The organism is Pseudomonas sp. NMI760_13 (assembly GCF_021283245.1).
In the GTDB taxonomy this organism is placed as follows: Bacteria; Pseudomonadota; Gammaproteobacteria; order Pseudomonadales; family Pseudomonadaceae; genus Aquipseudomonas; species Aquipseudomonas peradeniyensis.
In genome coordinates this window covers 96,174-119,462 of sequence record NZ_JAJSRC010000014.1, presented here as the reverse complement: position 1 = coordinate 119,462, position 23,289 = coordinate 96,174, and the positions used below count along the sequence as shown (strand labels likewise).

Annotated in this window: 22 protein-coding genes; 17 read left to right on the top strand and 5 right to left on the bottom strand. The window is 62.1% G+C overall.

The window, feature by feature from the left end; all coding sequences use genetic code 11:
* Window positions 1-14: 14 nt before the first annotated feature.
* The 3 genes from LU671_RS16270 to LU671_RS16260 all read left to right on the top strand — a co-directional run bounded on the left by LU671_RS16270 (window position 15) and on the right by LU671_RS16260 (window position 2,070).
* Entirely contained in the window at window positions 15-923 is a 909-nt protein-coding gene (locus LU671_RS16270) for a hypothetical protein (RefSeq protein ID WP_232856246.1), read from the top strand.
* A gap of 64 nt (window positions 924-987) precedes the next feature.
* The gene (locus LU671_RS16265) at window positions 988-1,410 is read left to right on the top strand and encodes a PA0061/PA0062 family lipoprotein (RefSeq protein WP_232856245.1); all 423 of its coding nucleotides are present in this window, start codon (window positions 988-990) and stop codon (window positions 1,408-1,410) included.
* A gap of 42 nt (window positions 1,411-1,452) precedes the next feature.
* On the top strand, window positions 1,453-2,070 hold the full coding sequence (locus LU671_RS16260; RefSeq protein WP_203646487.1) for a dTMP kinase: 618 nt from the start codon (window positions 1,453-1,455) through the stop codon (window positions 2,068-2,070).
* Here LU671_RS16260 and LU671_RS16255 read toward each other — a convergent pair whose 3' ends face one another.
* Entirely contained in the window at window positions 2,071-2,961 is an 891-nt protein-coding gene (locus tag LU671_RS16255; RefSeq protein WP_203646485.1) for a LysR family transcriptional regulator, read from the bottom strand.
* A gap of 106 nt (window positions 2,962-3,067) precedes the next feature.
* On the opposite strand from LU671_RS16255, the gene LU671_RS16250 reads away from it, so the two are divergent.
* From LU671_RS16250 to LU671_RS16235, 4 genes are all read left to right on the top strand, one after another.
* Window positions 3,068-4,075, top strand: a complete 1,008-nt coding sequence (locus LU671_RS16250) for a zinc-binding alcohol dehydrogenase family protein (protein WP_232856244.1) — start codon at window positions 3,068-3,070, stop codon at window positions 4,073-4,075.
* Between the two features lie 409 nt (window positions 4,076-4,484).
* Window positions 4,485-4,811, top strand: a complete 327-nt coding sequence (locus tag LU671_RS16245; protein ID WP_232856243.1) for a putative quinol monooxygenase — start codon at window positions 4,485-4,487, stop codon at window positions 4,809-4,811.
* Window positions 4,812-4,926: 115 nt separating this feature from the next.
* On the top strand, window positions 4,927-5,469 hold the full coding sequence (locus LU671_RS16240; protein WP_232856242.1) for a chalcone isomerase family protein: 543 nt from the start codon (window positions 4,927-4,929) through the stop codon (window positions 5,467-5,469).
* Between the two features lie 2 nt (window positions 5,470-5,471).
* Window positions 5,472-6,008 carry a DUF3833 domain-containing protein gene (locus tag LU671_RS16235; RefSeq protein ID WP_232856241.1) on the top strand — a complete coding sequence of 179 codons (537 nt, stop codon included), beginning with the start codon at window positions 5,472-5,474 and terminating at the stop codon, window positions 6,006-6,008.
* A 21-nt stretch (window positions 6,009-6,029) separates the two neighbouring features.
* On the opposite strand, the gene LU671_RS16230 is transcribed toward LU671_RS16235, so the two are convergent.
* Window positions 6,030-6,248, bottom strand: a complete 219-nt coding sequence (locus LU671_RS16230) for a hypothetical protein (protein WP_050705559.1) — start codon at window positions 6,246-6,248, stop codon at window positions 6,030-6,032.
* A 297-nt stretch (window positions 6,249-6,545) separates the two neighbouring features.
* Here LU671_RS16230 and LU671_RS16225 point away from each other — a divergent pair, with 297 nt between their 5' ends.
* From LU671_RS16225 to LU671_RS16215, 3 genes are all read left to right on the top strand, one after another.
* On the top strand, window positions 6,546-7,406 hold the full coding sequence (locus tag LU671_RS16225; RefSeq protein ID WP_232856240.1) for an RNA ligase family protein: 861 nt from the start codon (window positions 6,546-6,548) through the stop codon (window positions 7,404-7,406).
* An 82-nt stretch (window positions 7,407-7,488) separates the two neighbouring features.
* On the top strand, window positions 7,489-8,634 hold the full coding sequence (locus LU671_RS16220) for an AAA family ATPase (protein WP_232856239.1): 1,146 nt from the start codon (window positions 7,489-7,491) through the stop codon (window positions 8,632-8,634).
* A 115-nt stretch (window positions 8,635-8,749) separates the two neighbouring features.
* Window positions 8,750-9,499: a hypothetical protein gene (locus LU671_RS16215; RefSeq protein WP_232856238.1), complete on the top strand. Its 750-nt coding sequence runs from the start codon at window positions 8,750-8,752 to the stop codon at window positions 9,497-9,499.
* 155 nt (window positions 9,500-9,654) lie between these two features.
* On the opposite strand, the gene LU671_RS16210 is transcribed toward LU671_RS16215, so the two are convergent.
* Entirely contained in the window at window positions 9,655-10,590 is a 936-nt protein-coding gene (locus LU671_RS16210) for a cyclase family protein (protein WP_232856237.1), read from the bottom strand.
* A 316-nt stretch (window positions 10,591-10,906) separates the two neighbouring features.
* Here LU671_RS16210 and LU671_RS16205 point away from each other — a divergent pair, with 316 nt between their 5' ends.
* The 3 genes from LU671_RS16205 to LU671_RS16195 all read left to right on the top strand — a co-directional run bounded on the left by LU671_RS16205 (window position 10,907) and on the right by LU671_RS16195 (window position 14,710).
* Window positions 10,907-11,458: a fimbrial protein gene (locus LU671_RS16205; protein WP_232856236.1), complete on the top strand. Its 552-nt coding sequence runs from the start codon at window positions 10,907-10,909 to the stop codon at window positions 11,456-11,458.
* A 62-nt stretch (window positions 11,459-11,520) separates the two neighbouring features.
* The gene (locus tag LU671_RS16200) at window positions 11,521-12,267 is read left to right on the top strand and encodes a fimbrial biogenesis chaperone (RefSeq protein WP_232856235.1); all 747 of its coding nucleotides are present in this window, start codon (window positions 11,521-11,523) and stop codon (window positions 12,265-12,267) included.
* 52 nt (window positions 12,268-12,319) lie between these two features.
* On the top strand, window positions 12,320-14,710 hold the full coding sequence (locus LU671_RS16195) for a fimbria/pilus outer membrane usher protein (protein ID WP_232856234.1): 2,391 nt from the start codon (window positions 12,320-12,322) through the stop codon (window positions 14,708-14,710).
* A gap of 4 nt (window positions 14,711-14,714) precedes the next feature.
* Here the strand turns inward: LU671_RS16195 and LU671_RS16190 are convergent, their stop codons facing one another.
* Together LU671_RS16190 and LU671_RS16185 are read right to left on the bottom strand one after the other, a co-directional pair.
* Complete coding sequence (locus tag LU671_RS16190) at window positions 14,715-18,296, bottom strand: transporter substrate-binding domain-containing protein (protein WP_232856233.1); 3,582 nt, start codon at window positions 18,294-18,296, stop codon at window positions 14,715-14,717.
* A gap of 10 nt (window positions 18,297-18,306) precedes the next feature.
* Window positions 18,307-18,930: a response regulator transcription factor gene (locus LU671_RS16185; protein ID WP_110737113.1), complete on the bottom strand. Its 624-nt coding sequence runs from the start codon at window positions 18,928-18,930 to the stop codon at window positions 18,307-18,309.
* A gap of 196 nt (window positions 18,931-19,126) precedes the next feature.
* Between LU671_RS16185 and LU671_RS16180 the strand changes: the two genes are divergently transcribed.
* From LU671_RS16180 to LU671_RS16165, 4 genes are all read left to right on the top strand, one after another.
* Window positions 19,127-20,182, top strand: coding sequence for a fimbrial protein (locus LU671_RS16180; protein ID WP_110737111.1), 1,056 nt, complete (start codon window positions 19,127-19,129; stop codon window positions 20,180-20,182).
* 35 nt (window positions 20,183-20,217) lie between these two features.
* Complete coding sequence (locus tag LU671_RS16175; protein ID WP_110737109.1) at window positions 20,218-21,444, top strand: EAL domain-containing response regulator; 1,227 nt, start codon at window positions 20,218-20,220, stop codon at window positions 21,442-21,444.
* Between the two features lie 125 nt (window positions 21,445-21,569).
* Window positions 21,570-22,703, top strand: a complete 1,134-nt coding sequence (locus LU671_RS16170) for an aminotransferase class V-fold PLP-dependent enzyme (RefSeq protein ID WP_110737107.1) — start codon at window positions 21,570-21,572, stop codon at window positions 22,701-22,703.
* 22 nt (window positions 22,704-22,725) lie between these two features.
* Window positions 22,726-23,277, top strand: coding sequence for a YdeI/OmpD-associated family protein (locus LU671_RS16165; protein WP_232856232.1), 552 nt, complete (start codon window positions 22,726-22,728; stop codon window positions 23,275-23,277).
* Window positions 23,278-23,289 lie beyond the last annotated feature (12 nt).

The following is a 23,289-nucleotide window of genomic DNA, read 5'->3' as shown; positions in this document are numbered from 1 at the left end:
ACGGAGCTGAATCGATGATGCCTGTCTTGCGCAAACGTGCTGTCCGCCTCGCTCTGGCCGGTACCGGAGGTCTGGTAGCCTGTACCCTGGGTTTCTTCGGCTGGCAGTCCTTCTACCCGGTGCAGGCCGCCGAAGGCTGGGGCGTGCAAGTACTGCACAACTCGGTGACCCGGGCTGCCTCGCTGCTGCCCCAGGCTGATGGCAGCCTGCTGGTCAGCCGCGAACTCAACGGCGGCAAGGGCAGCATCATGCGCATCACCGCCGAGGGCGACCGGGTGGTGTTGCTCGACGGCCTGTCCAAGCCCGACGGCATGGTCGCCGTCGACGGTGGCTGGGCGTTCAGCCAGGAAGTGGGCGGGGCGCCGGTCAGCGTGTCGCGCAACGGCCAGGTCAGCCAGCTGTTCGAAGGCAACAACGTGCAGGGCCTGTACAACGATGGCGAGCATCTCTACGCCATCGAGGACCGCAAGGGCGATGGCCGGCTGATGCGCTACGACTGGCGCAGCGGCGAACTCGATGTGCTGCGTGCGGGCCTGACCGAAACCGAAGGCCTGACCCGCTGCACCGACGGGCGCCTGTTGTACACCGAGAAAGCCACCGGCAAGATTCGTGCGTACAATGCCGAAGGCGCCGACCCGGTGGTGGTCGAAGGCCTGCGCAATCCGACGTTCCTGCTGTGCGATCAGCGTGGGTTGTGGATCAGTGAGGACTCGACCCACCGTGCGCGTCTGCTGCGTATCGACGGCGATGGCACCCGTCACACGGTGCTCAACTACCTGAAGGCGCCCCAGGCCATCGTCCCGGACGGCAGGGGCGGCTATCTGCTCGCCGAGGGTGGCCGCGACCGGGTGCTGCGCCTGACCCCACCGGCTGCGCAGAGCACCGCCCAGGCCGAATCCCTGCCACGGGTGCCTGAAGCCTGACAAACCCCTCCATTGCAAAGGCCACGGCGCTATCCTTGATACAGGCCCCAGAGGAGTCTTTGTCATGCGCCGGCTGATGCTGTTGTTGCTGATCACCGCCATCCCGGGTTGCCAGGCGCCAATGCCCGCCGCCAACCCGCAGATGGCCTGGGTCGACCTCTCGCTGCCGTTCCCCAACGACCGCGTCCTGCTGGCCGAACGCCTGGACAAGCAGCGCCTTGTCGAAGGCCGCTTCTTCCAGGTGACTCCCGGCAGCCATGAGCTGGTGGTCAGGTTCGACTACGAAACGAGCGGCGGAGGCGGGCTGAGCATGATGGGCGGCACCACGGTCCGCCAATGCTACCTGACCCTCGACTACGCCGGTTTCCAGGCCGGCCAGCGCTATGTGCTCGAAGCCCGCTCCATGGCCCTGACACCTGAGGCAAGGCTGTACAATGCCGCCCGGGAGATCGTCGCCGAGGTCAGCGAGTTCTACTGCCTGATGTGAGTCGATGTCAGTTGATGAAGGAATCCAATCGTTGTGTGAAGCATGAATCATTCGCTGTTCATTTCCCTGGACGGGCCAAAAGGCACCGGCAAGACCACGCTGCTGGAGTCCGTTACCCAAGCACTGAGGGCGGACAACAGGAAGGTGATCCGCATCAGCGAGAAGAAAAGCGATCCCTATCGGGGCGAAACCATGGTTTTGGTCAACCAGTTTGTCAGGCATCCCTGCCGGGAACTGGAGATGAAGGTCTGTGAGCGCCTTGCGCACAGCCGGGCCTGGATTTCCCGGCATGTGCTGGCCAGACAGCCCAAGGACAGCATCATCCTGATCGATCGCTGGTACCCGTCCGATGCAGCGTTTCGCCGGCTGGTACCGTTTGCCGAGATTCTACGGTTGAACATCGAATGCGACGTGCGGGTGCCAGACCTGCATGTGGGCGTGATCACCGACCCTGAAATTTCCTGGGGCAGGGCAGCGGCGCGCTCGCGTGGGCTAGGCAGTACCGTGATGCATGAACTGGATGAACACGTGGCCTGCACGCAAGCATTCGAGCGAGCGGTTGCCGATCAAGGCTGGTTCTTGTGCCGCAATGAAGACACCCTGGAAGCGGCGACACGGCAGGTGGTGTCGGCGATCCAGGGCGTGCTGCCAGCAGGCTGATCAGTAGCGTTCGAGCGCGGCGATACGGCTCGACAGCCAGGCGTGCAGCTGCTTCACCGCAGGCGACAACTGCTTGCGGTGCGGGCACACCAGGCTCAATGGCATGCTCGGCCCTGGGTGATCCTGCAACAGCACGACGAGCCGCCCCGCCAATACATCGTCGCTCACATCCAGCCAGGACTTGTAGGTGATCCCTTCGCCCGCCACGGCCCATCGGCGGGCAATATCGGCATCGTCGCAGAGCAGGGCGCCACGCACCTGCACGGTCTGCGTCCCCAGTTGCCACTTGTCGTAGACCCGGCCCTGCTGCATGTACAGCAGGCATTGGTGTTCGCGCAGTTCTGCGGGGGCTTGCAGCGGGCCTTGCCGGGCCAGGTACTCGGGCGAGGCCACCAGTACCTTGCGGTTCCACGGTGCCAGTGGCAGGGCGATGTAGTTGGCGTCGGTGTTCAGGCCGTAGCGGATGGCGATATCCACCGGATCGCGGAACAGGTCGGCGATCTGGTCGGAGAGAAACAGGCGCAGGTTCAATTGCGGGTGCTCGCGGCGAAACGCCGTGAGCCAGGGCAGCAGCACGTTGCGCCCCAGGTCGGACGGCGCGGCCACCTGCAGGATCCCGCTCAACTGGGCGCTCTCCTGCTGCAGGTTGTCCCGTCCTTGCCTGAGGGCCTCGAGGGCGGCCAAGGCCGAGGGCAGGTACTGCTCGCCCTCGGCCGTCAGGCGCAGGCTGCGCGTGGTACGGGCAAACAGCCGCACATCCAGCTCACGCTCCAGGCGCTTGACCGCCTCGGCTGCCTGCCCGGGCAGCAGGTCGGCTTCGTGGGCGGCTGCGGTAAAGCTGCCCAACGCGGCGCTGCGAACAAAGATGGCCAGGTCGTCGAGGCGGATCATTTTCACTCCTGCAATGAAAGTGTTCACGGGTACAACCCGTTTTTCCCAACGACCGGACACGCCAGACTGGGTTCACGAATCAAACCATATCCAGCAGCGAGTGCCTATGAAAGCGATCGGTTATACCCAGAACGGCCTGCCCATCGAAGACCCTGCGTCCCTTCAGGACATCGACATGCCCAGGCCGAATCCAGGGCCCAGGGACCTTCTGGTGGAGGTCAAGGCCGTGTCGGTCAACCCCGTCGATACCAAGGTGCGTGCCGGTACTTTCACGCGCGAGCCGAAAATACTCGGCTGGGACGCGGCCGGTATCGTCCGTGAAGTCGGCCCTCAGGTGACCCTGTTCAAGCCCGGCGACCAGGTGTACTACGCCGGCTCCATCGCCAGGCCCGGCAGCTACAGCGAATACCACCTGGTCGACGAACGCATCGTCGGGCACCAACCGCGCAGCCTGGGTGCGGCGCAGGCTGCAGCGCTGCCGCTGACGGCCATCACCGCCTGGGAGTTGCTGTTCGACCGCCTAGGTCTGGTCGAAGGCGGCGGCGAGGGCGATGCCCTGCTGATCGTCGGCGCCGCCGGCGGCGTCGGCTCGATGCTGGTGCAACTGGCCCGGCAACTGACCCGTCTGACGGTCATCGGCACCGCCTCCCGCGCCGAGACCGCCGACTGGGTGCGCGAACTGGGCGCCCATCATGTCATCGACCACAGCGCGCCACTGCATGGGCAACTGCAGGCCCTGGGGATCGAGTCGGTGAGCCATGTCGCCAGCCTCACCCATACCGAGCAGCACTTCGCGCAACTGGTCGAGGTGCTGCGGCCACAAGGTCGCCTGGGGGTGATCGACGACCCGCAGACCCTGGATGTCATGCCGCTCAAGCGCAAGTCGCTGTCGCTGCACTGGGAGCTGATGTTCACCCGCTCGCTGTACCAGACCGACGACATGGTGCGCCAGCACGAGCTGCTCGAGCGCGTAGCCGGGCTGATCGACCAGGGCATCCTGCGCACCACCCTGGGCGAGCATTTCGGTGCTATCAATGCCGCCAACATGCGCCGTGCCCATGCGCTGGTCGAGAGCGGCAAGTCGCGCGGCAAGATTGTTTTGGAAGGCTTCTGAAGCCCATCTTTTCAGGGCGTTCAACGTTGGATTTGCAGCGCTCTTGAGATCGAGCGCCGCCCGCGCGGCGCATCGCGGGACAAGCCCGCTCCTACATCTGTTTCGGGCCAGTCAATCCTGTGCCATTACCGGGTCCGCCTTGTTGGCCCGACGAAATCTCTGCATGGGCACCACTGCCGCCCCGCACGATTTGAGGCATGCACCAAGGCGGGCGCCGCCTCATTCACAGGAAAAATTGGCCCGAAACAGATGTAGGAGCGGGCTTGTCCCGCGATGCGCCGCGCGGGCGGCGCTCGATCTCATAGGCGCTGCAAGAATCGCGGCGGACACCCAACGGCCCACACACAGTCAATAGCCCATGCACAAACAACCGCAGGCCAGTCGATCCGCAACTGACCAGGAGCCAGATATGAACCAACAAGACCATCCCCTCGTTTCCCTTGCCATCCTCAAGGCCAAGCCCGGCCAGGCAGCCTCGCTGAAAGCCGCCTTGCTGGCCTTGATCGAGCCAACCCGGGCGGAACCCGGCAACCGCGACTACATGCTCTTCGAGCGCAGCGATGAGCCCGGGACGTTCTACATGCGCGAGGCGTTCGATCACCAGCAGGCCCTGGACTCGCACCTGGCCACCGGCCACTTCCAGCGCTTTGCCGAACAGGCCGACCTGCTGTTGGCGGAGCCGCTGCAACTGGTCTTCCTTGATCCGATATCCACTACCGTTGCGCCTCACCCGTGAGGCACAACGGGCAACCGGCATCGCGCAGTGGTGCACCCGCTGATCTATACATGATTTGATTTTATCTATACAAAATCCTAGTATTGTATAGGTTTTCTCTCCTTGCAGATTCGCCATGGCATTCCTTGCGCGCTGGGCCTGTCTCTGCCTGCTGCTGATGTCGATGCCAGTGGCCAATGCGGACTGGCGTGCAGCGCTGCCGGCGGCCCAGCAACTGGGCGGTGGCGACTTCACCTGGTTCGGCCTGCGGCTGTACAGCGCCCGCTTGTGGACCGAGGGTCCGCGCCATGACTGGAACCAACCTTTCGCCCTGGAACTGACCTACCACCGCTCATTGTCCCGGGACACGCTGGTGCAAGCCAGCCTTGAAGAGATGCGTCGACTAGGCGCCGGCCGTGTGACGCCGCAACAGCTTGCAGCCTGGGCCAAGGCACTACAGGAGGCATTCGTGGATGTGCGCCCCGGCATGCGCATCACGGGCTTGTACCTGCCAGGGCAGGGCGGTCGCTTCTATGTCGATGAGCAGCCCACCCGCACCCTTGCCGACCCGGCCTTTGCCCGGGCGTTCTTCGCCATCTGGCTGGACCCGCGGGCTCGGGACGCCCAGTTGCGCCTGCAACTGCTCGGCCTGGCCGGCAAGCCTCGAGGAGGATCCTGAACATGTACAGAATGCTGTTGCTGGCGGCCTGCCTGGTACTGGGCAGTTGCGGCAATGTCGACGTCGAGCGCTACGCCGCGGAGCAACCCCGTTTCGACCTGGCGGCCTTTTTTTCGCGCCCGGTGCAGGCCTGGGGCATGTTCCAGAAGCGCTCCGGGGAAGTGGTGAAGCGCTTTCACGTTCGCATCGACAGCCGCCGGGAAGGCGAACGGCTGATCCTCGACGAGCAGTTTCTCTACAGCGATGGCACACGCCAGCGGCGCACCTGGACGCTGGTGCCTGACGGCCCCGATCGCTGGCGCGGCACGGCGGGGGATGTGATCGGCGAGGCGCGCGGTGAAGTGGCCGGTAACGCACTGCGCTGGCGCTACACGCTGGATCTGCCCGTGGACGGGCGGCACTGGCAGGTGGACCTGGACGACTGGATGTACCTGATGGACGAGGACACCCTGATCAACCGCTCGCGCATGAGCAAGTTGGGCCTGGAGATCGGCCAGATCACCCTGTTCTTCCGACGCTTGCCGGAAGGCGCGCCATGAGCGCGCGTACCGAGCAGAGCGTCAGTCTTTGCTGGCGTTGAGCTTGCGCAGCTCTTCGTAGGTGGCGGACTGGACGAACCAGAAGCCGGAAACGATGCACCAGCCGAGGCTACCGGCCACGAACACACCCAAGGCTGGCAGGAATCCGCCGGTGAACAGGGTGATGAGCGCGAAGAGCCAGATAACGGCCAGGGAGATGTAGAGGACGATGTTGTTGACGCTGATGACGAAGTCTTTCACGAAGCATGTTCCTTGCGGGGTTTCAAAAGATTGCCCCTCCAGGGGCACGCGGATGCTATCACATTGATGCTATTGAAGGCTTGACCCGCTAGCGGTACCTGCTGTTGAATATGCGCCCTCGAATCCCCGCAACCTTTTGCCAAGTGGTGAAGCCAGTGCCCTGCGCCATCAAACACGCCTGATACCGACGACGGTCCATCGTGCCTGATGGCTGCCCGTGCTTGCGCGCGGCGGCGCTTCATCCTCGTACCTGCCTGATCCTGTCGTCGGTTTTTCCCTATTTCCAAGGAGAAACCCATGAACATGGATTTTCGTGCCGACGCACATTCCCTCGAACTGCTCAAATACCCCCGCACACCCCATCTGCAAGGCTCGCGCCTGCAGGACGGCGACAGCGATGCCGGCCAGGTGGCCTATGGCTCGTTGGCCGGCCAATGGCTGGTGGTGGAAGAGAAACTCGACGGCGCCAACGCCGGCATCAGCTTTACCAACGGTGGCGAGCTCCGCCTGCAATCGCGTGGCCACTACCTCAGCGGCGGTGGCCGCGAGCGCCAGTTCAACCTGTTCAAGCAATGGGCCGTGGCCCACGAGCACTGGTTGCTGGAGCGCCTTGAAGACCGCTTCGTGCTGTATGGCGAGTGGCTGCACAAGAAACACTCGGTGTTCTACGACCACCTGCCGCATTTTTTCTGCGAGTTCGACGTGTGGGACCGCGCCACGGGGCTGTTCCTGTCCACCGCAGCGCGCCGCCGCCTGCTCGCCAATGGACCGGTGCTGTCGGTGCCGGTGCTGTACGAAGGCCCGGCGCCACGCCGCTACGCCGAGCTGATGGCGTTGCTCGGCGACTCGCTGGCCAAGACCGCGCAATGGCGCGAAGTGTTCGAGCAGGTGGTGCGCCGCGAAGGCCTCGACCTGGCCCGCGCCTGGCGCCAGTGCGATCGCTCGAGCCGCATGGAGGGGCTGTACCTGAAGCTCGAAGACGAGCGCCAGACCTTGGGCCGGCTCAAGTGGGTGCGCCAGGACTTCGTCCAGGCCATCCTCGACGCCGACCAGCACCATGCCAACCAACCGTACATACCCAATCAACTGGCCGCCGGCGTCGATCTCTACGCACCGCGCCTGTCCCTGGACTGGCACGGCCAACGCCGCGGCGACTGAAGGAGCTTCCTGAAATGGATATTCGACAACTGCAACAACTCTGGCACGGCCAACGCCGCGGCGACTGAAGGAGCTTCCTGAAATGGATATTCGACAACTGCAACAACTGGTGCCCGACCCCGGGCACGACATGGACAGCGCCGCTTGCCTCGCGGCCATCCCGGCCCTGGCACGCCTGGCCGACACCCCACAGGATCCGACCTATCACGCCGAGGGCGATGTGTGGGTCCATACGTGCCTGGTGGTCGAGGCGCTGCTGGCGCAGAGCGCCTATCGCGAGGCCAGCGCCGAGCAGCGCTTCGTGCTGTTCTTCGCCGCCTTGCTGCATGACATCGCCAAGCCCGACACCACGGTGATCGACCCGCAGACTGGGCGCATCGGCCAACCCGGCCACTCGCGCCGAGGCGCGGTGGATGCGCGCCTGCTGCTGTGGCGCGCCGGCGTGCCGTTCGCGCTGCGCGAACAGATCTGCCGGATCATCACCGTGCATCAACTGCCGTTCTTTGCCTTGCAGGGCGACCGCAGTGGACGCAGCGCGGAGTTCCTGCTGCACAAGCTGTCCTGGGAGCTGCCGGTGTGGATGCTCTGCGCAGTGGCCGAGGCCGACATGCAGGGCCGCGACTATGCCGGCAAGGCCGATGTGCTGACCGCTATCGAACTGTGGCGCGAGCTGGCGGCAGAGGAGGGGTGTTTGTACGGCCCACGGGCATTTGCCGACGACTACACGCGCATTCAGTACCTGCGTGGCGCCCGCGTGCACCCGGACTATGCGCTGCACGAACCCCAGGGCTCCCAGGTGGTGATGCTCTCGGGCCTGCCGGCCAGCGGCAAGGACACCTGGACCGCACGACATCACCCGGATTTGCCGGTTGTGTCGTTCGATGACGCGCGCCAGGCCCTGGGCCTGCGCCACGGCCAGAACGAAGGCGCCGCCGCCCACTACGCCATCGACCGGGCCAAGGCGCTGTTGCGCGAGCGCAGGCCCTTTGTGTGGAACTCGACGCACCTGTCGGCGCAGATGCGCAGCCGTACGCTGGACTTGCTGTATGGCTACGGGGCGCAGGTGGAGATCGTCTACCTGGAGCGGCCGGAGGAGGAGATCATGCGGCGTAACCAGCGACGCGACACGTCGCTGCGCAATGACGATATACGGCGGATGCTGTTCAAGTGGGAGGTGCCGCTGCCGACCGAGGCGCATCGGGTGAGGTATGAGGTGGTGACGGGGTGAAGCACCAAGGGCACTGTGCCAGTACGGCTGCTAGGCTCTGTAAATGCCTCTCCTGCCTATCGAGGAGGGCAAGGCCGAAGTAGCAGCGGTTCATACATGTTCCACGGAGGGTCACATGCTTATCCGACTCCTGTTCTCAATGCTGTTCCTCGTAGCGGCGGTGCCGGCCAGCCAGGCAGAGGTCAAAAAACTCACGATCTACGACGATGGGGTTTCTTGTCCCGCCAACTGCGACGCACATGTCGTCTTCTCCAAAGCCATGAATGGAACAGCGTTCGCTCACAAGGAAGGTACCAAGTACAGCAAGTGTGTGAAGGGAGAAGAGTGTCGCATCTGCTTCGAGTCCGGTGAAAAGCAGTGCTTGAAGGTCATGTATCGGGGGAGCGGCCCGCACCCTGATACGTTCGACTTCACCCCGGCGTTCTATCAGCAAGCCTGCGCCAGCACACCGGCGCAGCCTGTGCTGGCAAAGGAGTGCGTAAGCTTGAGGGAAAGAGCCAAGGCATTGAGTGGGCGAATCAACTGCCTCGCTACACCTGGTGACCCCAAATGCACCGCAATCATTGCAGAGGCGAAGGCCAAACGCGAACTGGATCTCCCCAAGTACAAGCAATGTCTCCAGCTGGGGGAAGCAGCCTATAACCAACAGGTGCCGAATGCAGAAAAGCGTAAGCATGACTGCACCTACGAGCTCAATGGCACGGGCAGAAACGACGCAGGGACTAAAACCTGGAGGAAGCTGCTGCCGGCAGCCTGTAGGGCGGAGACCTACGTGGGGCGTGACGGCTTGGACTGCTGCAGCGGCAACACTTTTGCAGACGGCCCCTTAGGACGTGAATGCAGAGGCTTCTACCCGGCTCCGTAAACAGTGCGGCCAGCGATTTACTCCGGCCGCAAGCTGTCTCCCACAGGATCGCCCAATTTCTGGAGTTGGCGCTGTACCTGTGGGAGCGGGTTCACCCGCGAAGGGCTGCAAAGCAGCCCCAGGGAGGCGAGGTACAACACCTCAAGGCCTGATGATCAATAGATGGCCACCGGGTTGATATTGACCTGGGTCGAGCCCTTGTACAGCGGCTGGCCCAGCACGAACAGGAACTCGAAGGCCTTGTCGCGCACCAGGGCGCGGGTGTCGATCAGCTCCAGGTTGTAGATGCCACGCTTGGCCAGCATGAACTGGTTGACCGGGAACTCCTCACCGGTAGGGTTCGGGTAGACCTCAGAGGCCCAGGTGTCGCCGCCAAAGGCGACGATGCCCTGGTCGGCCAGCCACTCGGCCGCCGGCAGGTCGATGCCTGGCTCGGTAGCGAGGAACTGCGCGTTGTCCTTGCCGATCAGCTCCAGCCAGCCGGTGTTGAACAGCACCACGTCGCCCTTGCGCAGGGTGATGCCTTGCCGCTTCAGCACCGCCTTGATGTCGTTGACGGTGAACGACGTCCCGCCCGGCACGATGGCCTTGCCGTAGTAGGCGGTCATGTCCAGCACCACGCCACGGGTGACCATCGGCGGCACTTTCTCCACGCCAAGCTTGGTCACGCCTTCGACGGTGACGAAGTCGGCGGCCTTGTTACCGTTGTAGTAGACGTTGTCGATACCGATATGGCCGATGCCGTTAAGCTGGGTGCCGACGCCGGTCCAGCCGTTGACCAGTTCATCGTTGAAGCTGAACTTGTTCTTGCCCAGGGTCTGGCCGGCCTGTTCGCCGGGCTGGATGTTGTAGAGGTGGAAGCTGCGGTGGCGGAAGGCGGGCAGGTCCTTGCTCACGGGGACGGCGAGGGGGTAGGTCTTGCCGGTTTTGACCAGGGTGATGGCTTGCTTGACCACCTCGGGAGTGAGGAGGTTGGCGGCGCCGATTTCGTCGTTCGGGCCGTAGGGTGAGGATTGCCAGGTGGCGGCCAGGGTGGATTGGGCGGTGGTGGCCAGGGCCAGGGTGAGTAGCAGGGGGTTGAAGTAGTGCAAGTTGTGGGCTCCTGAACGGGAAATGGTGTCAGGGGCGGATTCTGGGTGGAGGCGGGGATGGGAAAAAGTGGTGGAAGGGACAAGGAGTTTTGCGTGTGAGTCAAGGGACAGTCCCTCCCTCAGTGCCTGCCAGGGCCTGGTTGCTGCCATGCCGGACCTATTATTCGACCGCTCTTACCCACATATGGGCAAGTATCAAGACTGCTCTCGCCCGTATTCAAGACGGCTCCCGTACCCCCTGGCGCATCGCTTCCCTAGTCTGCAACGGCCCGCATCCAGCGGTTCCCTTCAACTTCGGAAAACAGGAAGCACCTCCATGAATCTTCTGAAATCGGCATTGGCCGTCGGCCTGTGCTGCGTCGCCACATCCGGCATGGCCGCTGATGGTGAGATCAGTTTCGTCGGCTCGGTCAACGCCTCAACCTGCTCGGTCAGCGTCGGTGATGTCAACAACACCGCAAGCTCGATCGTGTCACTCGGCAACGTATCTTCCCAGTCACTGAAGAAACTAAACGATACGGCCGGCGCCGCAGCGTTCGAGCTTCATCTGCAAGCCTCGGGCGTCGAGGACGAGGACTGCGACCTAAGCGACAAGACGGCCACCGTACGGTTCCTCGGCATGAGCGGGGTTGCCGGGCCCAACGGTGAATGGCTGGGTCTTGAAAATGCCGGGAGCGACGGTGTAGCGCGCAATGTCGCGGTACAGATTCGCGACACCGCGGGCAACGATGTACAGATGGGCCGTTCCTCCAGCGAGTACGCCAACCTGAGCGAGCCGCTGCGTTTCACCGCGAACTACATCGCCACCGGCGCCGCTACCCCAGGCACTGCCAACGCCAAGGCCTCCTTCAGCGTCGACTACAAGTAACCCGCCCCTGCACCGGGGCCAGGTCGCGCTCCGGTGCTGTCAATGTTCAGGTTCGAACTGCAATGAAAACCCTTCTTCGCACGCGCGCGGGGGCCTTCGGCCTGCGCAGGATTTGTGTTGCACTCATTGTCAGCTGGCCAGCACTGCCGGCCAGTGCCGGCGTGATGCTCAACGGCACGCGCATCGTGCTTGGCGCGGACGAGCGCAGCGTATCAACCATCGTTTCCAACCTGGGGCGTGACGACTACGCGGTCCAGGCCTGGGTCAATGACGCCGCCGACAGCCGCGACCGCGCCAGCCCTTTCATTGCCATGCCCGCGCTGTTCAGGGTGCGTGCCGGCGAAGAACAGGTGGTGCGGATCATCAGGACACCCAGTGAATTACCCAGCGATCGTGAGTCGGTGTTCTACTTCAACGCCCAGGAAATTCCAGTGCAGAGCGAGCGCCAGGACAATGCGCTCAAGGTCGCCGTGCGCACCCGGGTCAAACTCTTCTACCGCCCAAAAGGCCTGCCGGGCACCGCGTTGCAAGCCCCCGGGCAGTTGCAGTGGAAACTGATCGACCGGCCCACCGGCACACTGCTACGGGTCAGCAACCCCAGCGCGTACCACGTCACCTTCATTGGCATTCGGGTCACGGACGACCAGAAGCCGATCGAACTGCGGGACATCGACATGCTGGCGCCCAGGTCGAGCCTGGATTACCCGCTTAAGCGCCAGGTCGGGGGGGCGGGCGCGACGGTCGAGTTCTCAACCATCAACGATCATGGCGGTTACCAGGACCCGCTGAAAACCCGCGTCGGGTTCTGACCGCATGATACAGGGACGAATGGCAAGGGCAGGGACGGTGCTATTCCTGGCCATGCTGCGCGAAGCCGCGGCCAGCTCACAATTCGATACCGGCTTCATGGCCGATATTGGCGGTTCGGGCTGGCAGGGTGACCTGCAGGCCATGCTGCACGAGCAGGCGTTGCCGACCGGGCGCTACCTGGTCAGTGTGCGCCTGAATCAGGAGGCAATCGGGCAACGAGAGGTCGACTTCCGGCGCATGGGCGAAGCGCTAAGCCCATGCCTGTCCCGGGCGCAGTTGGAACGGCTGGGAATCCAGTTGCCCGCCGCTGTCGACGATACGGATTGTCCCGACTGGTTGGCGACACTGGAGGGAGCGTCGGTACATTTCGACAGCCGCCAACTCAGGCTCGACATCAGTGTTCCACAGGTCTACCTCAGGCACGATGCCTTGGGCTACGTGCGCCCCGAAGAGTGGGACGCAGGGATCAATGCTGGGTTTCTCAACTACCAGTTTTCCGGTTCCAGGAGTGAGTACCAGCATCAGGGCACTGATCAATACAGCCTCTACCTCAATGGTGGTTTGAACCTTGGCGCTTGGCGCCTGCGCTCCAGTTCTTCGTATCAGAAGGACGGCACCTGGGAACGCGCAGCCAGCTATCTGCAACGTGACTTGCCAGGCACCGCGGGGCAACTGCTGATCGGAGAAAGCATGACCCTGGGTGACACCCTGCAAAGCATCCCGTTTCGCGGCGTGCAACTGGCCAGCGACCTGCAAATGCTGCCGGATTCGCTGCAAGGTTACGCGCCTGTCATTCAGGGTGTTGCCCGCACTCAAGCGAAAGTCGAGGTGCGTCAGTATGGCTATTCGCTCTACAGCACCTTCGTGCCGCCAGGCGCGTTCGAGATCCGTGACCTGAACGCGGCATCCGGCAGTGGCGACCTGGAAGTGATCATCACCGAGGCCGACGGCACCCAGCAGCGTTTTACCCAGCCCTATGCAACGCTTGGCAATCTGCTGCGCGACGGTACCTGGCGCTACAGCGTGACCGCCGGGCATTACCATGCGGCGAGCTCACCCGAAGCACAGCCGGGCTTCATGCTCGGTTCATATGCCCGAGGTTTGCCACGCGATTTCACCTTGTCCGTGGCGGGGCTGGTGGGCGAGGGTTACCGTGCCTACCAATTTGGTGTCGGCAAGGGGCTTGGCAGCCTGGGCGCGGTATCACTGGACGTCACTCACGCCCGGTCGGATATCTGGCCCTCGGCCGTGACCGGACAGAGCTATGGCCTGCGTTATGGCAAGGCCTTCGCCACGGGGACCAACCTGCGCTTTGCCGGCTACCGCTATTCGACCCCCGGTTACCGTGATTTCAGCGAAGTGGTGGGGGATCGTACTTGGCAGCATGCGCTGGCTGACGACAGCCAATACAGGACGGTAAGCCGGCGTAGCCGTCTGGAGGCCAACGTTTCGCAAAGCTTTGCCAGCAGCACTTCGATGTACCTGAACCTGTCGCAACAGGACTACTGGAACAGTGCGCGCCAGCAACGCCAGCTGCAGTTCGGCGTGAGCAGCCAAGTACAACGGGCCAACCTGTCGCTGCACGCCAGCAAGAGCCTGAGCGCTGACGATCAGCAAGGGCTGCAGGTAGGCCTGACCATCAGTTTCCCCCTAGGGGGCCAGAGCGCGAGGGTCAGCGTGGAGCGCGAAGCTGATGGCAGTCAGGGCCAGCATTTGGGGTTGAGTGGTTTGGCCGGTGAATACAACAACCTCAACTACAACCTCGACCTGCAGCGCAACGCACGTTCGGCCAATACCGGCTCTGCCTCTGTCGGTTACCGTGCGCCCTGGGCCGACCTTAATGCGGGGCTGACCCACAGTAGCGACTATCGCTCGCTCAACATCGGTATGTCTGGGGCGTTGTTGGCCCACGCTGGGGGTATCCAGTTGGGGCAGCACCTGGGTGAGACCATGGCGCTGGTCGAGGTCACGGACACGCTGAATGTAGGTGTGCTGAATGCTCCCGGTGTCTTCACCGACGCTCGGGGATACAGCCTCGTGCCGTACGTTCAGCCTTACCGACGCAACCGCATCAGCCTCGACACTCGCAAGCTGGACACCAACACCGACATCGATAATGGCGTCGGCACGGTGGTCCCGCGGCGCGGCGCGGTGGTGCTGGCGCGGTTCAGCGCACGGCGCAGTGAGAAGGTACTGGCCACGGTGGGCTTGCCGGGCGGTACGGCGGTGCCGTTTGGTGCCGCCGTGCTCGATGGGGCTGGGCAGCGTGTCACTGCCGTGGGGCCCATGGGCCAGGTACTGCTGTCCGTCGGTGAAGACCGGCATTACCGTCTGGTCTGGGGCCAGGCCGCCGATCAGCAGTGCGCCTTCAGCCTTGACCTGGCGCAGACCCGAGAACAGGACGGCCTGCGCCTGGCCGAAGTGAGTTGCGCCTCCGGATGACTGCTCATGTTGCGTCGAGGCTGGCCGCCAGCGCAGCGTTCAGGTCGTTCACCAAGGTTGCGATAGCCTGGCATTGCGCTGTCAGCGAAGGCTTTGTGGCGCCAGCCTCGATAGCTTTCTCCAGAGCTTCACAATGCTTCAGCAAGGCGTCGGACTGCATCAACTGCGCAGCGGTCTTGAACCGATGCGCCAGGCTCGCCAGCGCAGCATGGTCCTGGCAGCCGAGGGCGTCGTCCAGGGCAGAAAGATCCTGCTGGTTGGTCAGTATCAGGTTGCGCAGCAACGGTCGGCGTTTCGCTTCCGGCAGTCCTGCGAGCAACGGCACGCACAGGTCGGCAGGTTCGCTGCCGCTCGGTGCTTGCTGGGCGAAGGCCGGCGCATGCCGCGCCAGCACCACGAGACTCAGGGGCTTGAGCAGGCAGGCGTCCATGCCAGCGGCCAGGGCGGCCGCATGATCCTGGGCACGGGCACTGGCGGTAGTGCCGATAATGGTGACTGGCCGTACACGTTGCAAACGCTCAAGGCGACGGATCTCCTCCGTCAGCCCGAGGCCATCCAGCTCGGGCATGTTGCAGTCAGTAATGATCAGGTCGAAGGCATGCTGTTCCCAGCACATCAGTGCTTCGAGTCCATCGTGGGCCAAGGTCGGCTGATGGCCGAGCAGCTCGAGCTGCTCTTTGAGCAGCACCAGGCTTGGCAGATGGTCCTCGACGATCAGTATCTTCAATGGGCCGCGACCCGTTGCGGCAGGCCCGTCGAGCGCGTCAGGCATGGAGGTGGTACAGGCGGGCGCAGGTTCGGCCGGCAGCGTGAAGGTCATGCTGGTGCCGTTGCCGGATGCAGGGTCCAATACCAGGTCGCCACCCATGATGCGGGCTAGCGAGCGTGCAATCGACAGCCCGATAGCAGCGCCGCTGTTGCGCGATACGGTTCCGCGAGAGAAGGGCACGAACAGCGTCGGTAGTTCCTGTTCAGCGATACCGGGCCCGGTGTCCTGCACGCGGAGGGTGAATGCCAGCAGGCCTGCTTGCGAAGACTGACCAACGACTTGCAAGGTGACGCTGCCCTGTTCGGTGAACTTGATCGCATTGCTTATCAGGTTCGACAGCACTTGCTTGACCTTCAGCCGGTCAAGGTGCACCGCTGTATCAACATGCCCTTCGTAGGTAACGTCCAGGTCCAGGCCCTTGCGATGAGCCTGGTGGCTGAAAATCTGCAAGACGCCGTCGACCACCTGCCTCATGGTCCAGGGCGCAAGGTGCAGCCGGGTCTCGCCCGACTCGATGCTGGAGATGTCGAGGATGCCGCCCAGCAACTCCAGCAGGCTTAACGCGACATCGTGTGCCACCTGAACTTGCTGCACCGATCTTCCTGCCATGTCATTGCGTTGCAGCACAAGCTCGAGCATGCCGATGATTGCGTTCATGGGCGTACGTATTTCATGGCTCATGGTCGCCAGGAAGATTGTTTTGCTGCTGTTGGCCTGGTCGGCGGCGTCCTTGGCCTCGTGCAGCTCACCCAGTATGCGCAGTCGATCACCGATATCCAGCCAACCGCAGACCAGCCCGAAGATCTGTTGCCCGTCTTCGCGCAAGGGTTGTATCCAGTGGTAGATGTCGAGCATCTTGCCGGGTAGGGCCAGCTGCTGGTCACTCGCGCAGGGCTGGCCGGTATTGGCCACGCGGGCATAATCCAGGCGCCACTGCGCCAGTTGCGTCGGATTGAGCATGGCGTCGAGCTGCGCGCCGCTGCTTTCCAGGCTGGCCAAAGGACGGAAACTGTCGGCGTAGGCGGTGTTGAACAGCAGCAGCGCACCTTGAAGGTCGCGTACATAGATGGGGTGCGGAATGCTGTCGACAATGTTCTGGATAAGGCCAAGCCTGGCTTGCAGCGCCTTGCGTACCGTGGCTTTCCTGAAGATCAGCTTGCGCAGGTAGACGATCCACACACAGGTGATCAGCAGCAGCACGAACAGCCCGCTGAGCACCTGGTAGACCCGCAGGCTGAGGCCCGTCCAGTAAAGATTGTCGGTGGCCGCGTTGGCGCGCCAGCGGCCGGAAATGGTGGCGACTTCGTTGGGTGAGATGCGTTGCAGAGACTTTTGCAGCAGCGAGATCAGCGCCGGATTGTCCGCCGTGCTCGCAAGGCCGACCCGTGCATAGACACGAGTCAGCATATCGGCAACTTTCAATTGCCCTTCATATTTGTATGACAGGTAGTAGCGAGCCTGGTTGGCCGAGAGCAGCGTGAAATCGCTGTCTGCGTTGCTGACACTTTTCAACGCGTCGGGAACGTTGTCGGTCAGCTTCAAGGCAATCGACGGGAACTGTTCGCGCAGGTAGTCGATCAGCGCATCGGATTCGGGCAGGGCAATGCTGAGGGTCGAACCGGGAGCCAGATACGGCTGCTCCGGTGCCTCGGTGCGGGTGATCAACGCATACGGTGTGTTGATGATCGGCCGGGTGAACAGGTACTTGCGCTCTCGCGACGCTGTCTGGGAGATGATCCCCAGGTCTGCTTGGCCGCTGTCCAGCAATTGCAGCGTCTGGTGGATCGAGCGGGTGCGCACCACCTCGAAACGCAGCCCGGAGTTGATCCGCACCAACTCCAGGATGTCGGACATGGTGCCGCCGAACTGCCCCTGGCTGTCGAACAGAGCATAGGGCGCGAGGTCTTCGCTGGCGGCTATCCTGATCGGCTCGCGGCGGTTAAGCAATGCTTCTTCCTGGGCGTCGAGCGTGCTGACCTGTTCATCTTCACGGCACTTGAGCGCTGCCACCCACCAGTTGACCTGATTGATGACCTGGCAACGGCTGTGGGAGTGCAACTGCTGGTCGAGAATGGCTGCGAGCCTGCGGTTGTCGGCGGTGTAGGCGAAGCCGATACCGGTTTCGATGGCGTTGACGCTGGTGTTGGTGACCAGGAGGTTGTTGAAGCTCTGGTTCAGCAGGTACAGGGTACTGACGGTGTCACCCAGGTACGCCTGGGCCTTGCCCTTGAGCACCGCAGCGATGGCCTCGTACGGGGTAGGGTAGTTCTTCACCGTGGCCGTGCGGAACAGCTGGAACGTTTGCGCATCGATGAACCCATCGGCGGTCGAAGAGATCTCAGCTGACGCATTGCGCAGGTCGATATCCAGCAAGCTCCCAGTGGGTGAATACAGGGCGATGCGGGTATAGGCATAGGGGGCGGTGAACGCCACCTTGTAGCGCTGGGCCTCGGGCGCCGTGGCCGCGTCCACCAGGTCGACCTGGCGAGCCACCAGAGCGGCGAAGGCACTGTCCCGGCTGTCGTAGACCACGACCCGAAAGCGGATGCCCAGTGCATCCTGCAGCGCGAGCAGGTTTTCCGCGAGGATGCCTTCGAGCTGCTGGTGCTCAGTGATGATGGTGAGTGGCGGGTAGTCGGGGCTGGAGATGGCCACGGTGACCACCTGTTTCTGCGCCAGCCACGCACGATCGGGTTCGCTGACCGGGGCAGAGAAGCTCAAGGCCTGGCCACGGGAGGAAAGGGCCAGTTCCTGGGCGAGCGATGGCAAGGCAGCCAGCAGCAGGAGCGAAGCGAGGAGGGCGCGCAGGGTATTCACGGGGCAGTGTTCAGATCAGGTTCATGTCTCTGGCGATATCGGCCAGTTCGATGGTGGTGCGTACCCCCAGCTTGCGCAGGATGTTGACCTTGTGGCCGCTGATGGTCTTGTGGCTGAGGTGCAGCCGCTCGGCGATCTCCATGTTGCTCAAGCCCTGGGCCAGCAACTGCAGGATCAGCATTTCCTTGTTGGTCAGGCTCTGCGTGCCGTTGTCGCTCTGTGGGTTGAAGTCCATGTAGTGCGAGAGCACGTCCTTGGGGAAGTACAGGTAGCCGTCCTGGATCGTCTTCAGGCCGCGCAACAGGTCGTCCAGCGTTGCGCTCTTGTTGATGAAACCACTGGCACCCGCTTGCATGCAGCGTGAGGCGTAGGTGGCAGCCATCTGCGAGGTGAACACCAGTGTCTTTACCGGCAGGTTTTCGGCGTGGATGCGTTGCAACACCGAGAGGCCATCCAGACCGTCGAGGCCAATATCCAGGATGAGGTAATCCGGGCTTAGCCGGCGCAAACTCGCCAGGGCCTCGATGCCGTCGGTGCACTCGCCCACAACGTTGTATCCGGTCTGTTCCAGAAAGGCGCTGATGGCACTGGAGAAGATCGGGTGATCGTCCACGATCAGCACGGTAATGCTCATGTCAGGTTAGTCTCTGGTTAATCGGCTTGTATGCGTTGGAAGCGATTATAGCCTGACAGTCGCTTAGCCAGTGATCTGGATAAGGCGTGTTGCAGTCCGGGAACGTTCTTGGTGGCTAACAAGATGCGTCCTGGATAATTCAAAACTCGGCTGCCTTATTCTGTCGGCGATGTCGATATGCAACGCGAGGTGACAGATGAATAGGCTGGCATTGGGCTTCGCCTCGATGGCGCTGTTGCACAGCGGGACCGCTTTTTCGTATTGCACGGGTGGTGGTGAAGAGGTTTATTTAACCTTCAACATGGGTACACAGTATGTGCCACGTGATGCCCCCGTGGGGTCGGTCATAGGCACGGCCAACATGAGTTATGTGTACCGCCCCGACAATCCCTGGAACTGCGGCGCCAGTGATGAATGGGATGTGCGCTTCAGCGATAACTTCCCAGTGGTAAACGGTATTCAATTACCATCGATGGAGAGTGGAATTTCCACTGCGACCATCGTCAAGACCAATGTGCCCGGAGTGGGTCTGGTGGTCAGTTCGGAGCCGTTGAAGAAATATAATGTGAGCAGTGGGTCGCCGCCCTATGTTCCTTACAAGACACGTCTGACGGGCTGGGTAACGCAACATACTAGCGCCACGGCAAAATTCACCCTGGTGAAAATAAGTCAAGCGATTCCCGCTGGAAGCTCGAAGATAGAAAACCCTTACTCTACGATTAGCTACTGGTCGTATCGTAGAAAGCACAGCATCTTCCTGGTGGGTACGGTCGTGCGCTCCGAGTGCTCCATCGAGGGGAATGCCCAAGCCTATATCGAAGTACCCATGGGCACGATCGGGCGCAACGTATTCAAGGGCAAGGATAGTTATACGCAAAGCAACGATGTACTGATTCCGCTCACCAACTGCACGCCGGGCAGTTACCCCGCCAACCAAGGCTGGAACTACTATCAGAATGCCAATGCCTGGCTCCGTCTCGATGGCGCCAAAGGCTCGACCATCGTTGATGCCGGGCGTGGTCTGTTGGGCCTAACGCCGGAGTCGACTGCAAAAGGGGTCGCGGTACAGGTACTGCGCAAGGACGGGGTCACTCCATTGCCGCTGGGGCAGGCAGTGGCCATTTCGCGGCTGAGCAGCGGCAACATGAACATCGAGCTCAAGGCTCGTTATATCCAGACGTCCGATTCGTCGCTGGGCCCGGAACCGGGTTCGGCCAATGCGCGCGCGGCGTTCACTGTCACCTACAAGTAAGCCGATGCGCGGCTTTTTATCAGGAGTTGCAGGCCATGCCGACATTGAGCGTGCTTTTGCTGTGCGCGAATGCCTACAGGGTCGAGCGGTTCACCGCGCTGTTCGCACGGCTGGATTTCGTTCGGCTGCAGGTGGTCACCCACGAAAGCGACTGGTCTGAGCCTCTCTGTGGACAGGAGGGACCGGACCTGGTGGTGTGCGACAGCTTGCCTGCGCGAGGAGGCATTGGTTATTTGCGTCGGTTGTGCGAGCACAGCGGCTTTTTCTCGGTGATCGAATGTGAGGCGTTGGCAGCCCCCATCCGCTGGGGGCTCAACCATTTTCGTGTGCAGGCGGGCAAATATTTCGTGGGCAGCTACGATGCGTTGGCGGCAGCGCAAATCGATGGATTGCTGTTCAAGGCGTTGACGGTCAAGCGAACGGTGAGGCGCCATAATCTCGGTAGCCTGCCACGTTCATCGCGGGAAGTGATGAACGATTGGAGAGAGGCGTTGGATATTGACCAGGCTCTGGATCAGCAGCAAATCGTGGCTTTCTATCAGCCACAGGTCTGTTTGAGGAGTGGGCGCATCTGCGGTATCGAAGTGCTTGCCCGCTGGCGGCATCCACAAAAGGGGGTGTTGGGGCCGCAGGCTTTTCTCGACCTGATTGATACGCCGCAACGCCATGCCCGACTGCTGGACTGCCTGTTGCAGCAGGGGTTGAAACTGCAAAAGCACCTGCAATTGAGCGCTTCGGGGGAGTGGCTGGTGTTTTCCTACAACATCGAGCCCAGCCAGTTGGACGAAGAAGGTTTCGCCAGCCGAATCCTCCGGCATATCGAGCAGGCCGGCGTACCTTGCAGCCAGGTCATGCTCGAAGTGACCGAGCGTGACCCATTGGCGCTGAACCTCAACAGCATCGAGAACATCAGCCAACTGGTGAAGAGCGGAGTAGGGCTGGCGCTGGATGACTTTGGTACGGGCCACTCGACACTTGCGCGGTTGGCGCGCATTCCGTTTGCCCAGGTCAAGCTCGACGCAGGATTCGTTGCCCACGTGAACAGCCTGCGGGAGACACGGGTTGTTGAAGCGCTGGTAGGTCTGGCGCAAACGATGGGCTTCGAACTGATAGCCGAAGGCATCGAAACAGAGAAGCAGCGGCTGCATCTGCAACGGCTGGGTGTGGATGTGGGCCAAGGGTTCCTGATGTACAAGCCGATGAGTTGCAACGATCTGCTCGAGGTCCTGGTTACCAGTCTCGCGATCTTGCGCTTGGGCTGATAGGTCAATGCCAATTTGATGGTGGGGCAAGACTGTCGATTGCGAAGTGCCTGATGCATCTTGTCATTTGCAATAGCTTAGGGCAGGGTCGATGCCATGGACCTCTCTGCCAAAGGAACCGCACCATGTCGAAGATCTATCCCGGTATCGATCCCGAAGGGCTGGTCGAGTACTCGGTGGTCTACACGGACCGCTCGCTCAACCACATGTCCCAGTCGTTTCAAGGTGTGATGAAGAACATTTCAACCACCCTGAAACAGGTCTACAACGCCCAAGCGGTTGCGGTGGTTCCGGGCAGTGGCACCTTCGGTATGGAAGCAGTGGCACGGCAGTTTGCCACCGGCCAGCAATGCCTGGTGATACGCAACGGCTGGTTCAGTTATCGCTGGAGCCAGATCCTTGAGATGGGCAACATTCCGGCGGCCACAACGGTGCTGAAAGCCCGGCCGGTTGAAGCGGGGCGCCAGGCTGCCTACGCCCCGGCCCCTCTGGACGAAGTGCTGGCCGCCATCGAGGCGCAGAGGCCGCAGATTGTCTTCGCCCCCCACGTTGAAACGTCATCAGGGATCATCCTGCCCGATGAATACCTGAGGGCCGTGGGCGACGCTGTGCATGCGGTGGGTGGCCTATTCGTGCTGGACTGCATCGCCTCAGGCGCGATCTGGGTTGATATGCACAAATGCGCGGTCGACCTGCTGATCAGCGCACCGCAGAAAGGCTGGAGCGCCTCACCTTGCTGCGCCCTGGTGATGCTCAGTGCCTTGGCCCTCGAGCGCATCGAATCGACGCAAAGCACCAGCTTCGCCTGCGACTTGAAGAAGTGGCTTCAGATCATGCAGGCCTATGAGCAGGGCGGCCACGCCTACCATGCGACCATGCCCAGCGATGCCCTCGCGCGGTTCAACGAAGTGATGAAAGAGACGCAAGCCTACGGTTTCGACAAGGTCTGTGACGAACAACAGGCCCTGGGTGACCGGGTGCGCGCAATGATGACCCGCAAAGGGATCAAGAGCGTGGCCGCAGCGGGCTTTCAGGCCCCTGGCGTGGTGGTGAGCTACACCGATGATGCCGATATCAAGAGTGGTAAGAAGTTTGCCAGCCACGGCCTGCAGATTGCCGCCGGCGTGCCGTTGCAATGCGACGAGCCGGCTGACTTCCAGACCTTCCGCATCGGCCTGTTCGGGCTGGAAAAGCTGCACAATATCGAGCGTACGGTCAGCACTCTGGAGCAGGCGCTGGACGAGGTGATGGTTAACTAGACGCTCGGTGGGAGAACTTGCAATGACAACAGACGATGCGAGGTCCCGATTCGAAGTAAAGCTTCTTCGTCCGTTAAAGCCCGGTGATGACAGGTCGTGGGCGTTTGCTGTTCTTCCAAGGGACGCGAGCGAACGGCTTCCGAGGCGGGGAAGGACGTCCGTTGACGGCACGATCAATGGGCATCCTTTCCGGGCAACCCTGGAGCCCGATGGTCAGCTGAGCCATTGGCTGAAGGTCGGTAGCGAGTTACTCGACGCGGCAGGTGTGGCCGTCGGCGATATCGTTACTCTCGAATTAGTCCCTGTGAAGAAGGAGCCCGAGCCTGACATCCCAGCGGATTTCGAGGAAGCCCTGGCAACCATGCCTGAGGCTAGAAAGGTTTGGAACAGTACGACGACCCTCGCGCGGGTGGACTGGATCCACTGGATTACCTCAGCGAAGCAACTCAAGACGCGTGAAAAGCGAATAGGTGATGCCTGCGAGATGCTTGCGACCGGCAAGAAGCAGGTTTGCTGTTTCGACTCGTCCGGCTATTACAGCAAAGCATTTCGGGCGCCCGAGGCGGAAAATTGACCCGTGGTACCG